The 17,101-nt window shown below is 50.8% G+C and carries 16 protein-coding genes; 7 read left to right on the forward strand and 9 right to left on the reverse strand.

The window, feature by feature from the left end; all coding sequences use genetic code 11:
• The first annotated feature begins 57 nt into the window (after positions 1 to 57).
• The 3 genes from A7K91_RS22485 (at position 58) to A7K91_RS22490 (ending at position 3,865) form a co-directional block, all read left to right on the forward strand.
• The gene (locus A7K91_RS22485; RefSeq protein WP_068686719.1) at positions 58 to 1,755 is read left to right on the forward strand and encodes a DEAD/DEAH box helicase; all 1,698 of its coding nucleotides are present in this window, start codon (positions 58 to 60) and stop codon (positions 1,753 to 1,755) included.
• 164 nt (positions 1,756 to 1,919) lie between these two features.
• Positions 1,920 to 2,009 carry a sporulation protein YjcZ gene (locus A7K91_RS26240; RefSeq protein ID WP_082967681.1) on the forward strand — a complete coding sequence of 30 codons (90 nt, stop codon included), beginning with the start codon at positions 1,920 to 1,922 and terminating at the stop codon, positions 2,007 to 2,009.
• A 209-nt stretch (positions 2,010 to 2,218) separates the two neighbouring features.
• Positions 2,219 to 3,865: a family 10 glycosylhydrolase gene (locus A7K91_RS22490; RefSeq protein ID WP_068686720.1), complete on the forward strand. Its 1,647-nt coding sequence runs from the start codon at positions 2,219 to 2,221 to the stop codon at positions 3,863 to 3,865.
• A gap of 70 nt (positions 3,866 to 3,935) precedes the next feature.
• Here A7K91_RS22490 and A7K91_RS22495 read toward each other — a convergent pair whose 3' ends face one another.
• From A7K91_RS22495 to A7K91_RS22505, 3 genes are all read right to left on the reverse strand, one after another.
• The gene (locus tag A7K91_RS22495) at positions 3,936 to 4,742 is read right to left on the reverse strand and encodes a Cof-type HAD-IIB family hydrolase (protein ID WP_068686721.1); all 807 of its coding nucleotides are present in this window, start codon (positions 4,740 to 4,742) and stop codon (positions 3,936 to 3,938) included.
• 116 nt (positions 4,743 to 4,858) lie between these two features.
• A complete protein-coding gene (locus A7K91_RS22500) occupies positions 4,859 to 5,623 on the reverse strand; it encodes a pseudouridine synthase (RefSeq protein WP_068686722.1) in 765 nt (254 codons plus the stop codon).
• On the reverse strand, positions 5,624 to 7,276 hold the full coding sequence (locus A7K91_RS22505) for an RsmB/NOP family class I SAM-dependent RNA methyltransferase (RefSeq protein WP_068686723.1): 1,653 nt from the start codon (positions 7,274 to 7,276) through the stop codon (positions 5,624 to 5,626). It abuts the gene before it with no gap.
• Between the two features lie 139 nt (positions 7,277 to 7,415).
• Between A7K91_RS22505 and A7K91_RS22510 the strand changes: the two genes are divergently transcribed.
• Together A7K91_RS22510 and A7K91_RS22515 are read left to right on the forward strand one after the other, a co-directional pair.
• On the forward strand, positions 7,416 to 7,946 hold the full coding sequence (locus tag A7K91_RS22510; protein ID WP_068686724.1) for a thioredoxin family protein: 531 nt from the start codon (positions 7,416 to 7,418) through the stop codon (positions 7,944 to 7,946).
• On the forward strand, positions 7,943 to 8,512 hold the full coding sequence (locus tag A7K91_RS22515; RefSeq protein WP_082967682.1) for a PCYCGC motif-containing (lipo)protein: 570 nt from the start codon (positions 7,943 to 7,945) through the stop codon (positions 8,510 to 8,512). The genes A7K91_RS22510 and A7K91_RS22515 overlap by 4 nt, the downstream gene beginning before the upstream one ends.
• Positions 8,513 to 8,639: 127 nt before the next feature.
• Here the strand turns inward: A7K91_RS22515 and yjbM are convergent, their stop codons facing one another.
• Both yjbM and A7K91_RS22525 read right to left on the reverse strand, forming a co-directional pair.
• On the reverse strand, positions 8,640 to 9,446 hold the full coding sequence (gene yjbM / locus A7K91_RS22520; RefSeq protein WP_068686725.1) for a GTP diphosphokinase: 807 nt from the start codon (positions 9,444 to 9,446) through the stop codon (positions 8,640 to 8,642).
• A gap of 17 nt (positions 9,447 to 9,463) precedes the next feature.
• Positions 9,464 to 10,561 carry a quinone-dependent dihydroorotate dehydrogenase gene (locus tag A7K91_RS22525; RefSeq protein ID WP_082967683.1) on the reverse strand — a complete coding sequence of 366 codons (1,098 nt, stop codon included), beginning with the start codon at positions 10,559 to 10,561 and terminating at the stop codon, positions 9,464 to 9,466.
• A 187-nt stretch (positions 10,562 to 10,748) separates the two neighbouring features.
• On the opposite strand from A7K91_RS22525, the gene A7K91_RS26590 reads away from it, so the two are divergent.
• Complete coding sequence (locus A7K91_RS26590; protein ID WP_156739756.1) at positions 10,749 to 10,892, forward strand: hypothetical protein; 144 nt, start codon at positions 10,749 to 10,751, stop codon at positions 10,890 to 10,892.
• A gap of 3 nt (positions 10,893 to 10,895) precedes the next feature.
• Here A7K91_RS26590 and A7K91_RS27325 read toward each other — a convergent pair whose 3' ends face one another.
• The 4 genes from A7K91_RS27325 to A7K91_RS22545 form a co-directional block, all read right to left on the reverse strand.
• Entirely contained in the window at positions 10,896 to 12,293 is a 1,398-nt protein-coding gene (locus A7K91_RS27325) for a L,D-transpeptidase (protein ID WP_169833444.1), read from the reverse strand.
• A 120-nt stretch (positions 12,294 to 12,413) separates the two neighbouring features.
• A complete protein-coding gene (locus A7K91_RS22535) occupies positions 12,414 to 13,307 on the reverse strand; it encodes a polysaccharide deacetylase family protein (protein WP_068686727.1) in 894 nt (297 codons plus the stop codon).
• A 176-nt stretch (positions 13,308 to 13,483) separates the two neighbouring features.
• A complete protein-coding gene (locus tag A7K91_RS22540) occupies positions 13,484 to 13,726 on the reverse strand; it encodes a ferredoxin (protein ID WP_068686728.1) in 243 nt (80 codons plus the stop codon).
• A 75-nt stretch (positions 13,727 to 13,801) separates the two neighbouring features.
• Positions 13,802 to 15,088 (reverse strand): DNA polymerase IV, encoded by a 1,287-nt coding sequence (locus A7K91_RS22545; protein WP_068686729.1) that lies wholly within the window; start codon positions 15,086 to 15,088, stop codon positions 13,802 to 13,804.
• A gap of 300 nt (positions 15,089 to 15,388) precedes the next feature.
• On the opposite strand from A7K91_RS22545, the gene cimA reads away from it, so the two are divergent.
• Entirely contained in the window at positions 15,389 to 17,002 is a 1,614-nt protein-coding gene (gene cimA / locus A7K91_RS22550; protein WP_068686730.1) for a citramalate synthase, read from the forward strand.
• Positions 17,003 to 17,101 lie beyond the last annotated feature (99 nt).

A 17,101-nucleotide genomic window follows, 5' to 3' on the forward strand; every position in this document is an offset into this window, starting at 1 on the left:
CGCCAACTGTTATACTTAGCTTCAATACGAAATGTTACGAAATGAGGAATTATAGAAATGTCAAAGTCATTTGCAGCTCTTGGCGTACAGCAGGAGCTTTGTGAAGCCTTATCCCAAAACGGCATCAATGAGCCAACGGCTGTCCAGAGCCAAAGTATTCCGCGGTTGTTCAGAGGGGAAGACGTTATTGCCCAAGCCCAGACAGGCACGGGAAAAACGCTTGCGTTCGCCCTTCCCATGCTGCAGCGAATCCAAACCGGCAAGGAGCAGGTTCAAGGCCTTATATTGACGCCTACGCGGGAGCTGGCGCTGCAAATTACGGTAGAGCTGAAAAAGCTCGCGCCGGTTGTAGGAGCTACCGTTCTTGCCGCTTACGGCGGTCAAGACGTTGATGCGCAAATTCGCAAGCTTCAGAACTCCCCTCATATCGTCGTTGCGACGCCGGGGCGTCTGATTGATCATATGAACCGCGGCACCGTCAATTTGGGTAAAATTTCGATGCTGGTGCTGGATGAAGCCGACCAAATGCTGCATATGGGCTTCCTTCCCGAGGTTGAAAGAATTATTGTCCAGACGCCAAAAGCGAGACAAACCATGCTGTTTTCCGCCACAATGCCGGATGCCGTTCGCAGGCTGGCGGGCGAATATATGAATGATCCGGCGGATGTAACGGTGCAAAGCCGCCATGTCACGCTGGACAGCATCAACCAGATAGTTGTTGAAACGACGGATCGGGGTAAACAAAGCGCGCTTATCCATTTGCTGGAGCAGCACACGCCATATTTGGCGGTTGTGTTCTGCCGGACAAAGGTACGTGCGAAAAAGCTGAATGAAGCGCTGCAGGACTACGGCCTTGTCAGCGACGAGCTGCACGGCGACCTGACTCAGGCCAAAAGGGAGCAGGTCATGCGCCGCTTCCGCGAGGCGCGCTTGCAAATTCTGGTCGCAACCGATGTTGCGGCGCGCGGCCTGGATGTAGAAGGCGTTACCCATGTTTACAATTACGATATGCCGCTTGACGCAGAAAGCTACATTCACCGGATCGGCCGTACAGGCAGAGCCGGGCAAAACGGCATGGCCGTCACGCTGGCTACGCCTTACGATACCGGCAAGCTGGCCGCAGTCGAACGCGGCATACAAGCTGCGTTGAAACGCGTCTCGATAGACCGGGATGGCCAGATTTCCGATGGACAAGGCTCCGCACGCAGGAGCAGCGCCTCTCGCGGAGGCTCCGGCCGCACCGGAGATCGTGAGGAATCGGCAGGCCGCGGTTCGGCCCGTAAAGGGGCTCGCGGCGCAGAAGGCAGGGGCGGAAGGCGCGGAGAAGCATCCGGCCGGGATGCGGAAGGCAGAGGCGGAAGGCGCGGCGGTGCTTCAGGACGAAGCGCCGGAGCTGGACGCGGCGCGTCAGACAGGCGCAGCGCGGCAGCAGGACGTCCCTCCGAAGGCCGCAGTTTCAAAGCAGGAAAAGGATTATCTGCTGAAGGAAGAGGTTCAGCGGCAGGCGGACGCGGCTCCGCCCGCAAAAACGGTTCCGCGACGGCGGCTGTCGGAAGCGGTAATCCTTGGGAAACCGGCGAAACCTCACAGCGCGGTTCTCGCGGAAGCCGGAATGAGCGAAGCGGCGGAGGCTCCCGCAATCAAGGCGCTCGCGGAAGCCGGGACGGCTCGGGACGAGGCGGCCAATCGGGAGGCAAGGAGCGTTCTGGCAGAGACAGCCGCCAGAATAAGCCTGGCGGACGTGGAAGACGCTAATTGCTAGTCTTCCGGTCTATCGCCGTTATTCCAAATATTCCGGCAAATGTCCAAGCAAAACTCCCATACTATCATATAGTGAAATATGCCGATAGCCGAAGATATGCAATTTGCCAGTTATGGCGCTTCGGCTTAGGCAATACAGTAGTTCGGGAGGCTTTGGCATGTCAGGTGTGTATGGAGGCTACACGTCGGCGGGTGTAATCCTGGTTCTGTTTATTCTTCTGGTCATCATTACTAGAACTTTTCTGTAACGGACGGAACATCCCCTTCGTGAAATCGCGCTAGAGCCTGCTAGGCTCCAGCGCACATGAGAACCCCCTTATTGCAGCGATGATTTCATCGCCCGGCAAGAGGGGGTTTTCTTTGTGATTTCATAGCTTCGCCGCAACAAACAACCTCCTTCATGCGTCTAACTGCAAAACGGCTTTATTCGAGAGCAAAACAGGAGGTTATCAACAAAATGATAGCAAGAAAGACGGTCGGCTGGCTGCTGATTGTGATGATGTTTCTGGCACTTGCCATTCCGTCCGCTCAAGCCGCGGCGCTTCCGGATGGAGCAAGCAGCGGCAGCAAGGAAATCGAAATCATACTGGACGGTAAAGTCATTCAAAGTGATGTCCCGCCTTATATTCTGCCTAAAGTTTTTGTAACAATGGTGCCTTTACGCGTGATTAGCGAGGAATTAGGCGCAAAAGTAGTCTGGAATGAAAAGGATCAGCAGGTTGTTATCGCCGGAAAAGACAATACATATTTGATGATGGAAAAGGGCTCCAAAATAGCGACAGTCAACGGACAAGCCATCCCGCTGGAAGCATCGGTCGAGCTCAAAAACAAGCGTATGATGGTGCCGCTTCGTTTTGTCAGCGAGCAATTGGGCTTAAAGGTGGATTGGAGCCAGCAGCTTCGCAGAATTACGCTAACGACGCAAGGCGCCGCCCTGGAGCAGCCGGATCAAGACCCGGTCGATGGAAATATCGACGCAGGCATTGAGGAACCGGAGCAAGCCGGACTACGCGGCGTTTGGATTTCAACGGTATATAATTTGGACTGGCCATCGACGGCATCCTATGGCAATGCCGTTAAGCAAATGGACGAATACCGGAAGCTGCTTGACGAATTGCAGGCATTGGGCATAAATGCCGTATTTGTTCAGGTGCGCGCCGCAGCCGACGCTATCTACCCCTCCCTTCTCGTTCCATGGGCCACATCCTTGACAGGCACTCAGGGACAGGCGCCCGGTTATGATCCGCTGGCGCTTATCATTGAAGAAACGCATGCGCGGAATATGGAGTTCCATGCCTGGTTTAATCCTTTCCGTGCCAGCGTTGATGCCAAGCTAGAGAAATTGGCCTCCAATCACATTGCTAAGCAGCAGCCGGACTGGATCGTTAACGCAAGCAACAAGCTGTACATTAACCCCGGCGTGCCGCAAGCAAGGCAGCATATTATTGAGGCGATAAGCGAGGTTGCGCGAAACTATAACATTGACGGCATTCATCTGGATGATTATTTTTATCCCTCCAATGTAGCTTTTGCCGATGATGCCGCCTTTAAAGCCTATAATCCCGAAAAGCTCCGTTCCAAGGGAGATTGGCGGCGCAACAACATTAATATGTTTGTCCGTGATCTGGGACTGGCCATAAAGGCAATAAATCCCGACATCAGCTATGGCATCAGCCCGTTTGGCGTTTGGCGGAACCAGAAGGATGATCCCACCGGCTCCGATACCAAAGCCGGCGTAACCGCTTATGACAGCATGTTTGCTGATGTTCGCACCTGGATCAAGCAGGGCTGGATTGATTATATTAATCCGCAGCTTTATTGGAGCCTTTCTTTACCCGTTGCGAGGTATGATAAATTGGTAGATTGGTGGGTGCAAGAGGTTCAGGGCACCGGAGTGGACTTATATATCGGGCATTCCCCGTACAAGCTGGGCACAAAAGAAGCGGGCTGGGACAGCGCGCAAGAGCTGGTCAACCAGCTCGACTACAACAAGCAATATCCGCAAATAACCGGGGACGTCTTTTTCAGCGCCAAAGACTTGATGCGCAACCCTTTGAACATCAAGGAAGCGTTGCAGACTTATTATATGAACTCTATAAACTAAACAAAGGACCTCTATTTCCGCGTGAAAGCGGAAATGAGGTCCTTTTGCTTGCCATGGACAACAGCATTATTCAAGCCGGCTGACCTAACACATATTGGCGCAGCGCTGCCGCTGCTCCGGCTTCGTTGTTGCTGCCGCAAACGGCGTCAGCCGCCGCTTTGACAGCGTCCGGCGAATTATCCATCGCTATGCCAAGACCAGCAAATTGAAGCATGGAAATATCGTTATAATAATTGCCGATAGAAAATATTCGTTCACGCGGCATGCCTCTTTGCAAGGCCAGCTCTTTTAATGCGTCTCCCTTGCTCGCGCCGGGATGCTGAATATCAATAAAATAATCGCCGCTGCGAATAATTTGCAACGTCTGTGCTTGTCCCTCCCAATACTGCTGAACACGATCTATTCCTTCTATTTGGCCAAATACGGACATTTTAATCAAGCCATCAGGCAGCGGGTAGCCGCTATTAAGCATAACAGGCCGAACGTTTAAATGCTGGTAAACAGCCCTGGCTTCCTCCGAAAGCTGCTCCACCATCACGTCAAAGGCAGTATTCAAGTCAAATTGAAGCCCTTCCCGGCGGCATGTTTCCAGAAACGGCTTCAGCTTATCGCTATCCAGCTTAAATTGGCTGATCACGCGGCTGTCGCTTGACGACACCGTCGCTCCTCCATTATGGACAATCATCGTTCCCGCCAGACCCAGCTCTTCCATAATCGGCATGGCAGCTCGCGGCCCTCTGCCCGTACACAAAACAATTTCCGCGCCTGTTTGCGCCGCTTCGCGAACAGCCTCCTTTACCTCCGGCACCAAGGCATGCTCGTCATTCAGCAGCGTTCCGTCCACATCCAATGCGATGATTCCAAAGTTTCCTTTCATCTCTCCCACTCCCGTCTCTCTTTCATGCTGCGACGAACCATTTACACTCTGGCCTAATGCTTGTTTCTATTGTTCAACTTATATAGGGGTCTCCTTTTTTTACATGACGGCAGACATCAACTCTTTTTCCCCTGCTTCCCGCCCTGAAGCTCCTTCAAGCTAAGCAGCTCCTCCTGGCTCAGCTCTCTGTATTGCCCCTCGGCAAGGCCTTCATCCAAAACGAGCGGGCCCATCGTTACCCGTTTCAGAGTTAGGACGGTTTTGCCTACCGCTTGAAACATCCGTTTAACCTGATGGAACTTGCCTTCTTTGATTTTTAGCGAAATAGAGGTCAAATCGCCTTCATCATCATGATCTCTTGTAACAATTTGCAGCTCTGAAGGCATCGTTATATAACCGTCCTCCAGCTCAACGCCTTCCGAAAACGCCAATATATCCTCATCGGTAACCTTGCCCCGCACCATGGCTTCATAGGTTTTCACCACATGCTTGCGCGGTGACAGCAGCTCATGCGCCAAAGCTCCGTCATTGGTCAGCAGCAGCAAGCCGACGGTATCTTTGTCGAGTCTGCCAACCGGGAATGGCTTAAGCAGATTATCCTCCGGTTTAAGCAGGTCGATCACGGTTGTATCCCTTGCGTCCTCCGTTGCGGATATAACGCCTTGTGGCTTGTTTAGCATAAAATAAACCACACTCCGGTAATGCACCTGAGCGCCTTGAAAAGCAATGACTTGCTCCGAAGGCACGACGATTAACCCGCTATCCTTGACCGTTATTCCGTCTACTGTAACCATGCCCGCCTTGACATATCGTTTAATTTCGCTCCTGGTGCCGCAGCCCGCATGGGCAAGCAGCTTATCGATACGCAGACGTTCCTTCATTCAGATTCGCCTCCAACCTGCAGCCAATTCATTTTTCAACATACCATCCACGTACTTTCCCCATCCAAGCGGGAAGCCGTCTACACATACCAGAACATATCCTTTTGCGGACACTCCGCCTTGAAGCAGCAGCTCCTCCGGCTCAATAAACAAGGTTTCCCCCCGCAAAAACCGGGATACCCTATCATCCTGACAGCTCCAGCATACACTTCGCGCCGCTTGCTCCGCCTTCAATCCCATCGACAGCGGCTGGGAAGGAATAAAGCGTTGTTTTTTGGCTTCGCCGAGCAGCCAGCCCCCGCGAATGACCTTAAGCCCCTCCAATGAGGGCAAACCCCTATACCTGAAAAAAACCTTATCCTGAAAAGCCTCCGCCACTTCATCTTCGGCTGCATCAAGCAGCAGGTTTTCCCGGCAAAAGTACTCCCATGCCGCGATAGGGTCTACCCGTTCGCCGCTTGTTGCCCCATGGCTTTGGCCGTCACGAGACTTTCGGCTATTGCGGCTCATCGGCGATTCCGGGTACCCGGCTCCTTGCTTGCGCGTTGAATTTTGCATCGTTGCTTTCGCTCGTCCCCCCGCGGCTGAGCGCAATGAACCAGGCTTGTCCGTGAAAGCTTGCTTCGGTTCACGTGCTCGCGAGACATCATCAAGATTTTCCCGGCTTCTTTCATTTTGAAGGTTCTCACCGCATTTAGAAGCTTCAGCGTGCCGTGTAAGCAAAACGGCAAAATGGCCTTCCCCTGCTGTATGATGCGGCCAAACCCGGACGGCTCCCTTCAAGCTGTCCGTAACGTCTTTCCCCGCCAGCTTAGCAGCAGCTTCCCCGATCCAATCAGGCCGCCCCGGTTGAAGGCCGCTTACAGGGTGTAAAGGAACAACCGAAAAATCTCGATTTGCAGCCAAAAAGGACGCAATTTGTTCTTCGTTTTCCTCTGGTGAAAACGTGCAGGTAGAATAAAGCATTTGCCCGCCAGGCGCCAGCATGGCAGCGGCATGGATCAAAATGTCCCGCTGCATGGCAGAACAGCGTTCAACGGAATGCCTCTCCCAGGACGCAGCCATGCTCTCGTCCTTTCGAAACATGCCCTCTCCCGAACATGGCGCATCCACCAATATCCGGTCAAACCAGAGGGGAAAAACGGCCGCCAAACGCTCCGGCTCCTCATTTAGTACTATAGCGTTGCGGATGCCGGCCATAGCTATGTTTTTCGCTAGCGGCTTTGTGCGCTCATACGCATTATCGTTGGATACGAGCACGCCTCTGCCAAGCAGGCGCCCGCCGATCTGGACTGATTTTCCTCCGGGAGCAGCGCATAAATCAAGCACCCGATGTCCTGGACGCACGTCCAGCAATTCCACAGGCAGCATAGCGCTTGGCTCCTGAATATAATACAAGCCGGCGTTATAATAGGGATGGGTGCCCGGCCTGTCTTCTTCGGAATAATAGAAGCCATCGCTGCTCCATGGTATAGGCTGCGAATGTTTTCCCATTGGCAACAGTTCATGCCATTTTCCCGCATCCAGCTTTAATGGATTGATTCTAAGCCCATAAGCCCGAGGGAAATTATAGGAATTCACAAATTGTTCATATTCCTCTAAAAGCAGCCCTTTCATTTTGTCCAGAAACGCTGCGGGCAATGTTTCGTTCATATATTCATCCTTCCATGTCCCTATTGGAGCTTTGCTCTCATTTACAAACCTACTCTTGTTTGGTATATAATAAAAAGTAAGTGCGGTGTGCGATCCATCACGGCATTCATTTAATCCTTTTACGGAGGTAAGCAAGCCAATGAAAAAAACAGTGAGCAGAAAGAAAAAATTCCCAATGATTTACGTGTACATCGGTATTGTCGTGGTGTTGTTCGGATCAATCTTTGCAGTCAGCAATATGAGTCCCGTAAATGCGCTTTATGACAAAAAAGTAAATGATCTCAATCCTGCAACACGCGCCCAACTGAAAGATCCCAATTATCAGAATATCATATTGCCGGCGGAATTGGACAAGAAGATTGCGGACAAAGAGGATTTCTTTGTATACATGTTCTCCTCCTCTTGTATCTATTGCCAATATACTACACCGCAGCTTGTGCCGCTTGTACAAGAGCTGGGCATCGATATGCCGCAATTTAATCTGCTTGAATTTCCCGCATACAACAACAAGATGAATATTAATTATACGCCTACTCTGCTTTACTTCAAAGACGGCGTTGAAGTGGACCGAATGGAAAGCGGAATAAGGGAAGAAGGCACGGACGTCGGTTATACGATCGATGACTTCCGGGCGTTCTTCACCAAATATTCGGGAGCTGAGGCTCAGTGAGTCAGAACGGCCATCAACCGGGCGTCTCGGAGAACGGCAGTAGGAGTAAATTATCGAAGGGCGGCTCCGAAAGCTCCTTTCGCTTTACACCGCGCGGCATCATGTATACATTGGTATTCGGCTTTGCGCTGGTCACGCTGCTAACCGCCTGCGGCCTTGCCAAGGAAGAGGGCAGCCACGCCGAGCTGCATGGCTCCGAGCATTGGCAAACCACCGCATCGGCTGATACGCTGCCGGGTTTTCTGGACGAGCATACCAAGCTGACGAAGGAGCTGTACGCCCAAGTGCACAGCCATGCCGACATTATGAGCGGTATGAACTGCTATTGCGGATGCATGCAAGGGACAGAGATCGACGATCCCCATGATTCCTTGCTTCGCTGCTATTGGGTTGAACATCCCGCCGATGAAGGCGCCGTAACCTGGACCGATCACAGTACGGGCTGCGGCATTTGCAAAATGGAGATGGAGGAAGTCATCGCCCTTAAAAAGCAAGGCAAAAACACCGACGAAATCCGCGAAGCCATTGATGCGAAGTTTAAACCTAAAACGTCGGGGCAAACCTGAACGCAGGCCCGCCTGCTACACAACCAGCCAAACAGCCTCCGCTTGCATCTCCCCATAGGGAGGCAGGCGGAGGCTGTTGGCTTATCGAGGGCGTTCAAGCAGAGCCGACTAACCGCTTATGGTCCTGTCAGTCTTGGTCAGAGCTTTTTTTAGCCTTTCCAATAGATGACTGAATGTCCGCGGACAAGGCTTGAAGCCCAAAATAATCTTCCTGCTCGAACAACTCGTTAAATTTCATCTGATAATGAGCCGCTTCGCGAACCCGGTGATAAAAATACAAATTCTGGATGCCGCTCAGCACTTTTGTCACAATATTGGAATGCTCCTCAAACTCCGTCTGGGCGTCCAATATTTCCATCCGAATGCTGGTCATCTCCGTATCCAGCAAAAACGCCGCTTCGGCAGCCTTCTTCAACCGCCCTTTTACGTCCTCGGGCAAGCTCTCCTTAAACTTGTAATTAAGGGAATGCTCAATCGTCGCCCAGAAGTTCATGGCAAGCGTTCTTATTTGAATTTCAGCCAGCACTTCCTTATAGCCCAATGCCGTCTGAACGGGATATTTGACAATAATGTGATAGCTCCGGTAACCGCTGTCCTTGTAATTGGTAATATAATCCTTTTCGTAAACAAGCTCCAGATCCTTCCGGTTGCGGATTAGCGCAGCCACCCGGTAAATATCGTCAACAAACTGGCACATGATTCGAATACCCGCAATATCTTCAATTCCGGCGTCGAGCTGATCCGGAGGGACATTTAGCCGTTTCGCCTTTTCCAGGATACTGGATATTTTTTTAACCCGTCCCGTCACGAATTCAATCGGCGCATAAGCTTCCCTCAATTTGAGCTCGGTACGCATGGTTTTGAATTTTACCTTCAATTCTTCAACTGCTTGTTCATAGGGCTGTAGAAATAGACTCCAGTCTCTACCGTCCATCCGGCCGCCTCCTGTTTCTAACGATGATCTGCCCCCACTGCTTCGGCAATGTTGCGGTAGCCATCCTTTTTCAAGCATTCCGTAAGACCGCTTGTCAGCTCACGCAATACGCCTGGTCCCTTATAAATCAAAGCGGTATAAATTTCCACGAGCGACGAACCCGCGCGAATTTTATCGTATGCATCCTGTGCCGTAAAAATGCCGCCGGAGCCAATTATCGGGATCGCGCCTCCCGTCTGCCGATAAATACAGGCTATAACCTCCGTGGAACGATCGCGAAGCGGCCTGCCGCTTAAGCCCCCGGTTTCGGAAGCGTGGGCATGAGTCAGCCCGTCCCGCGACAAGGTGGTATTGGTTGCAATAATGCCGGCAACGCCGCTTTCCTTTATTGTATGTACAGTATGCTCCAGTTGGTCCTGCGACATATCCGGCGCTATTTTGACCAAAACGGGTTTAGGTGCAGCTCCACGCTTCTGCGCTTGAACGCTCATTTCGTTCGTGACCGCTTGCAGCAGCTGCTTCAGCTCGTCGCCATGCTGCAAATCGCGCAGACCTTGCGTATTGGGGGAGCTTATATTGACAACAAAAAAGTCGCCGCAATCGTACAAAACGGAAATGCATGACCGATAATCATCAGCAGCCAGTTCGTTTGGCGTATCCTTGTTTTTCCCGATATTGACTGCGATCGGCACACGGTGCACCTTGCGCTTGTCCAAGCGCTCTTTCATCGCTTCCGCGCCGTAATTGTTAAAGCCCATGCGGTTAATAAGCGCTTCGTCGGGCGGCAGACGGAATAAACGGGGCTGCGGATTGCCTGGTTGACCTTTTGGGGTAACAGTCCCTACCTCCGTAAAACCAAAACCGATGCTGGAGAAGCCATCGCTGGCCGTTCCGTTTTTGTCCAGACCCGCCGCAAGCCCGACGGGATGCGGAAAGGTGATGCCAAACAGCTCGGTTTGCAGCTCAGGTGTCGCCGCTACGCCATACATGGCATTCATGATGGAGGTTGCCCCCGGAATTGCGCCGGCCGCGGCCAGCCCGTCCACAACGAGATGATGGGCCTTTTCGGGGTCCATTTTGAAAAAAAGCGGCTTAAGTATGGATTTGTATAGCAAACCGGTCACTCCGTTCCGAAATTTATACTCTATCGAACAGTTTATCCCTTTTGGCCCAAAAAGAAAAGAGCCGCATAATGTCTGAACGCGACCTTTACAGGCCTGTCATATTGCGGCAGAAGTCGAAAACGATTACAATATATAATTATAGAAGGATATTGAAATTCGAATCAGAAAGGTTGTATGCATGATGAGTGCTGCCAAAAGAAAACCCGCCACAATGAAGCAAAAGCCTAAGGAAGAGGTCAATAAGAAAGCGCTGATCTGGATCGCTGCTTCAGTCGGTGTCGTCATCATCGCCGTCTCCGCGCTTCTTATTTTTACATCTTGATTATTATGTCAGCCATTTATAAACTTTAGCGGGATTGCTTTCATTTTGCTGGGGATCGAGCTTGAATCTTTTTTCAGGCGTTTCGGCCCGGGATGGAAGACTCCCGTTTTTAATTTTGACCGTTGTCCCGAGAGGCACCATGTCGAATAATTCCTCGACATCCTCGTTATACATCCTGATACAGCCCAGCGATTCATCCTTGCCGATGCTGTTTGGCTTATTGGTGCCGTGAATAGCATACAGCGTATTGGACAGCGTCATCCCTCTTGTGCCGAAGATGCCTTCGTCTTCGCTCTGCGGGTCCCTGACCTTCTCCCCGATATAAAAGGTTCCTTCCGGCGTTCTGTCGCCTCCAAGCCCTACTTTATAGCTACGGATAACCAGATCATTCTGAACGACCGCCAGCGTGTGGTTAGACGTGTCGATTATGATTTCCAGCGGCTTGGACCAATCGCCTTGAAAAAGCCCGTTTGAGCCGATCACCGATAAGCTGCCGCTATCTCGACTTTCGCCCGCGCCATTGCTTTCGCTTGAAGCGCCGTCGCCGCCATTTGTCTCCTTGTCCTTCAGACGCGCCAATACGCGTGCAAACACAGCATCCATTTCCTTGGCGTCGCCCGATAAAATGTTATTGGGATATGGACGAACCAGATCGGATGCATTGGCGGGCCATTTGCCATACATACGCTTGTAATGAGCAATACCGCTCATGACGGTCCAATGCAGCTCCTGATCCTCTTGCCAGCCGCCAAACTGCGCCTTCGCTTTTACACTGTCTCCAGGCTCGCATTGGCAGGCATCCCGATCCATCATTGCAACATCGAATTTGCCCGCGCCTTCTCCCTTGGTTGCCGACAGCCAGAACTTGGCATTGCCCAGCCAGCTTCGCCATCCCTCCCGCTCCTCCAGCGTAATAGCAAAGGATCGTTCCGGCGCGCCGCTGCCCGCTTCTATTATGCCGTTAAGCGCATAACCAATTGGCCTTCTTTCATTTTGGGGCACGAATAAAACGCCAAGCTCAGGCTCCGCAAGAGGTTCAACCGTCATAGGGACATCATCCTCAGGCGGGGATTTTTCGCCCAAATAATGCTGCGCCGGCGCAACCAGGGCAAAGAGCAGCAGCGGTAATGCAAGCAAGGCGATGCGCCAGACCAGCCGTTTTTTCTTCTGCTTTTTTTCCCAATCCTTCAGGCTTGCAAGCTGCTGCTCCGCAAGCGCGATGGGATGGGTTTCATCCTCAAAGGCTTCATAGATGTCTCCTGCCTGTATAAAGCAATAGTTGGCTTTGCCCTCCTTGCCAACCTCGCGGTAATGTTTGCCAAGCAAATACCAGCCCATCTTGTTGTTTGGATGCTGCTTTACGAACTGCTTCAAATAAAGTACGTCTTCCGGCTTATTCACACGCATCCCCCCAGCCTGTTTCTCTACCTGTTCTATGAAGTATATCGGCACATGCCGGATAAATATCCATATGGCTGGAGCCTTATTTTATTCACTTCCAATACATTTGAATGAATGGCATCAAATACTTCTTTGCAAGTCACGGATGGCCTTCCATGTTATCAGTTTGATTTGTTCCCGTTTAATCAGTCTCTTAACATCGTCATCCTGTAGCAGGCGATACTCCATTTCTCTTTCTTCATAACAATGCGTTATTTCTTTTAACTGGTCGGTTAGGATAGATGGATGGACGGTCAATTGAGTTACTCCTGGTTTCAATCTTTGTAGTATGTCTATCAACTGCTGCTTCAGCCTGCTATATTCTAAATTGGGTCCTGAGCAATAGGGAAGAGAAACCATATCATCAATCAACACTATTTTTCGGTCGTATGCCGAAGCCATTCTTTTTTGGAATAATTTTAGCTGATCTGCATTAAAAAAGGGCTGTTCTAATATCCTCTTCGGCAAATTAAAGGGTAGGCGGTACTTTTCACATAAATCAAATACTACCTCCAAAAAATCCCTGCCTGACAATAATCCCATAACGCTGCCACCATGACTATCCAGATGAGTTGGGTCAATGCCTTTTAAGATTGATTTTCGAATCTGGGATTCCAGTTCTATCCGCACCTCTTTTTCGTCGGCATTTTTTTCCAAAAGAGAAATATCTGTGTGAAAATAGCCTTCATCTGTGATCAAGCTGCTCAATGATTGCTGCTGAAAAACCGGGGTGCAAGGATGCAAGTCACTGCTTGTGAGCGTCAGGTGAACACCAATATATTCTATTCCTTTTCTAATACTTACATCCATCGCATTATTAGAAGCAGGATAAGCATTAATAATTGATGCAGACGTTATAGATTTATTTTCAAACAAGTTAACGATGGCTTCGTTACTTCCCTCCGTTATTCCAAAATCGTCAGCATTAATAATTAACAAACGGTCTTTTGCGGTAAGTCCCATTTTGTTTATCATAACTTTCCTCCTGTCCATAATTTCATAGCAAAACAGATGCCAATACGAGATAAACACAAAAAAATGGCACACATAGCTGTTTCCAGCCTGTGTGCCATTTTGAATATAATACCCAACATTGTTAAAATAACCAAAACCCGCCAACTATCAAATAAGCAGGCTTTAGCAACAGTGATTTAGCCTTCTGCGTTAAACGGCTCGTCAGCGATTTTGATAGAATCCGTCGGGCAGCCGTCGCAAGCATCTTGCATATCATCGAACATATCGTCAGGAATTGCCGTTACGCCGCGGTTTTTGTCGCCGTCGAAAATGACCTCCGCCAATCCCTCGTCATCGTAATCGTAAATATCCGGAGCTGTGGCTCCGCAAGCGCCGCAAGCGATACAGGTATCTTTCTCTACCCATGTAAACTTGGCCATGTTGTTTCCCTCCTTATGAATACGGAAAAAAAATCCGTCTAGCACCTATCCTTGAGATGCTTCTGTCTGAAAGCTTCAATCATCAATATATAACAAACTATCATCCTTTTGCAAGGAGGTTCCGCGAATTCGCTTGTTCCTGATTAAGGCAGAGGGATCATCGCCAAGCATGCCCGCTGTCAAAACGGCATCCTCCCCATATTTATCCCTTAGCTTATCCATCGCTTTGATGAGCGCATCCTTCTTGGGCTGTTCCTCATAGGTAAATAGATCCAGCTGAAGCGCAGCCTCCCGAAGCGGCGACAAATTTTGCAGCGCAACGCCCAGCAGCCGGATTGGCTCTCCCATTTTCCAATGCTTCAGAAATAAGCGGCGCGCCTCCGTATTGATTTCCTCCGAGGATTGGGTCGGAACCGGAAGCGTATGCGAGCGTGTGATCGTTGTCATATCCGGCCGTCGAATCGTTATCTGGACCGTGGATGCGACCATGCCTTGCCGCCTCAGCCGCCGGCCCGTCTGATCGCTCAAATTCAGCAATACTCTGAATATATCCTCCGCTTCCGTAAAATCATGGGGAAGCGTCGTTGTATGGCCAATCGACTTGTTGGGCTCGTGATTTCCATTAACGGGGGAATGATCAATGCCATGCGCAGCCGATTTCATCCAGGCGCCCATCACGCCAAAATGCTTGATCAGCTTTGTTTCCTCCGCAGCCGCAAGCTCTCCGATTGTTTTTATTCCCAGCTTGGACAGCTTATCCGCCGTTTTTGCCCCAATGCCATACATATCGCCGCATGGCTTATGCCACAGCAAGCGCGGCACATCGCGGATGCGGAGAACCGTCAGGCCATTGGGCTTTTTCATGTCGGACGCCATCTTTGCCAGCAGCTTGTTGGGAGCAAGGCCGATGGAGCAAGGCAACTGCCATTCCTTTTTGATTCTTTGCTGCAGCGCTTCCGCAATTTCCAGCGGCGTGCCGAACATTTTGGACCCGGTGATGTCGATATAGCATTCATCTATAGATATGGATTCCACAAGGGGCGAATATTGCCTTGCAATCTCCATAAATCCTCTGGAATATTTACGGTACAAATCAAAATCCGGCTTGATCAATATCATATCCGGGCACCGCTTCATCCCTTGCGCTACCGTCATGCCGGTTTTGACCCCTTTGGCTCGCGCGGCATAGGAGCAAGTAACGATAATGCCTTTACGCTGTTCGACGCTTCCGGAAACGGCCGTTGGTTTGTTGGCGTACACATCGGGTTCCTCCGCTTCGTGGACGGAGCAATAAAAGGCATTCATATCTACATGAATGATAACCCTTCCTTTAGATGGATAATATTCCTGTACATTTCCCATATCTCCGCCGCACCCCCGAACATTTGTTTCCACAAGCTATAAAATCAGCATATCCATTAGAGACGATGAAGTCAATGGCCCTTTGCCAAGCTCTATTTTTTACTGATCGAGCCAAAAAAATGTCTTTACCTCTCTACTTTAACGCATCGGGATGGTATAATAATAAAATTATGAATACAGGCTCGTTAGGCATCATGCCTCAAAAAGCCTGTCATCACCTCGCGGAATGCCGGTTTTGCGCCAGAAATTATGAATGCGGCAGGCGTTTGCGCTGATTTATTGAAGGGGGCCCCACAACTAATGAATAGAAACATTACGATTTTTGATACGACGCTTCGCGACGGAACGCAAGGCGAAGGCATCAGCCTGTCTGCCGACGACAAGCTCAAAATTGCCCAGAAGCTTGACGCTTTGGGCGTTCATTATATTGAAGGCGGCAATCCCGGAAGCAACAGCAAGGATATCGAGTTTTTTCAACGCGCAAAATCATTGGGTCTAACCGCCAAGTTAACCGCTTTCGGAAGCACTCGCCGCAAAAACAGCATAGCTGAGCAGGATGCAAGCCTGCTGCGGATTATTGAATCCGGCGTTCCGGCGGCGACCCTTGTCGGCAAAGCATGGGATTTCCATGTGCATACGGCCCTGCAAACCTCGCTGGAGGAAAACCTGGCGATGATCTTTGACTCCTTTGCCTTCCTTAAACGTTCCGGCATGGAAGCCATGTATGATGCGGAGCATTTTTTTGACGGGTACAAAAATAATCCGGAATATGCGCTCGCCGCTTTGAGAAAAGCCCAGGAGGGCGGCGCAGACTGGCTGGTTCTGTGCGACACCAATGGCGGCACCATGCCGGGCGAAATACATGAAATCGTTAGCCGCGTAGCGCAGGAGCTGTCGACGCCAATCGGCATCCACACGCATAACGACTGCGAATTGGCCGTAGCCAACTCCCTCGCTGCCATTGGAGCGGGAGCGCGTCAGGTTCAAGGCACAATAAACGGCTACGGGGAACGGTGCGGCAACGCCAATCTGTGTTCCATCATTCCCAACCTGCAGCTGAAGCTGGGATACTCCTGCCTGCCGGAGGAGAAGCTGCGGGCATTAACAAGCACCGCGCGATTTGTAAGCGAAATCGCCAATGTGCATATGCCGGTTGGTCAAGCGTTTGTGGGCAACGCAGCATTTGCCCATAAAGGAGGCATTCATGTCTCCGCTATCATGAAGGATTCCAAAACGTATGAGCATATACAGCCGGAGCTGGTTGGCAACAAGCAGCGGATTCTCGTTTCGGAGCTGGCTGGCCAAAGCAACATTATTTCCAAGGCGGTTGAAATGGGCCTTGATGTCAACGCCAATAACGAAAAAACAAAAGCCATTATCGACCGGATCAAAGAGCTGGAGCATCAAGGTTATCAATTTGAAGGCGCCGACGCTTCGCTGGAGCTGCTGCTGCGCGACGCGTTTACGGAATCCGTCAGCATCTTTACGGTGGAATCCTTCAAGATGCATGTGGAAAAAAGCAACGGCAATATGATTTCCGAGGCTATAGTCAAGCTGAACGTCGGCGGTCAGCAGGTGTATACGGCCGCGGAGGGCAACGGTCCCGTCAATGCGCTGGATAATGCGCTGCGGAAGGCGCTGGTTCAGTTCTACCCCCAAATCGAAAACATTCATTTGTCCGATTATAAGGTTCGGGTGCTTAGCGAAAAGGATGCAACTGCCGCCAAGGTTCGCGTGTTGATCGAATCGACGGGCTTAGACAATACATGGAGCACGGTCGGGGTATCCAGCAATGTCATTGAAGCCAGCTGGGAAGCGCTGCTTGACAGTATCCGGTATGCCTTGCTCCAAATGGATCGTGTAGAGATTGGAAATCCTCCTGCAACGGAACGGCTGGGATTAGTGAATCATTAAGTTCACATTATGTAATGCGATCGAGTAGGAGGCTACCCATTAGTTGAGTAGCCGACCTCTCACACCACCGTACGTACCGTTCGGTATACGGCGGTTCAA

Origin of the sequence: Paenibacillus oryzae (assembly GCF_001675045.1) — a bacterium.
Lineage (GTDB): Bacteria > Bacillota > Bacilli > Paenibacillales > Paenibacillaceae > Pristimantibacillus > Pristimantibacillus oryzae.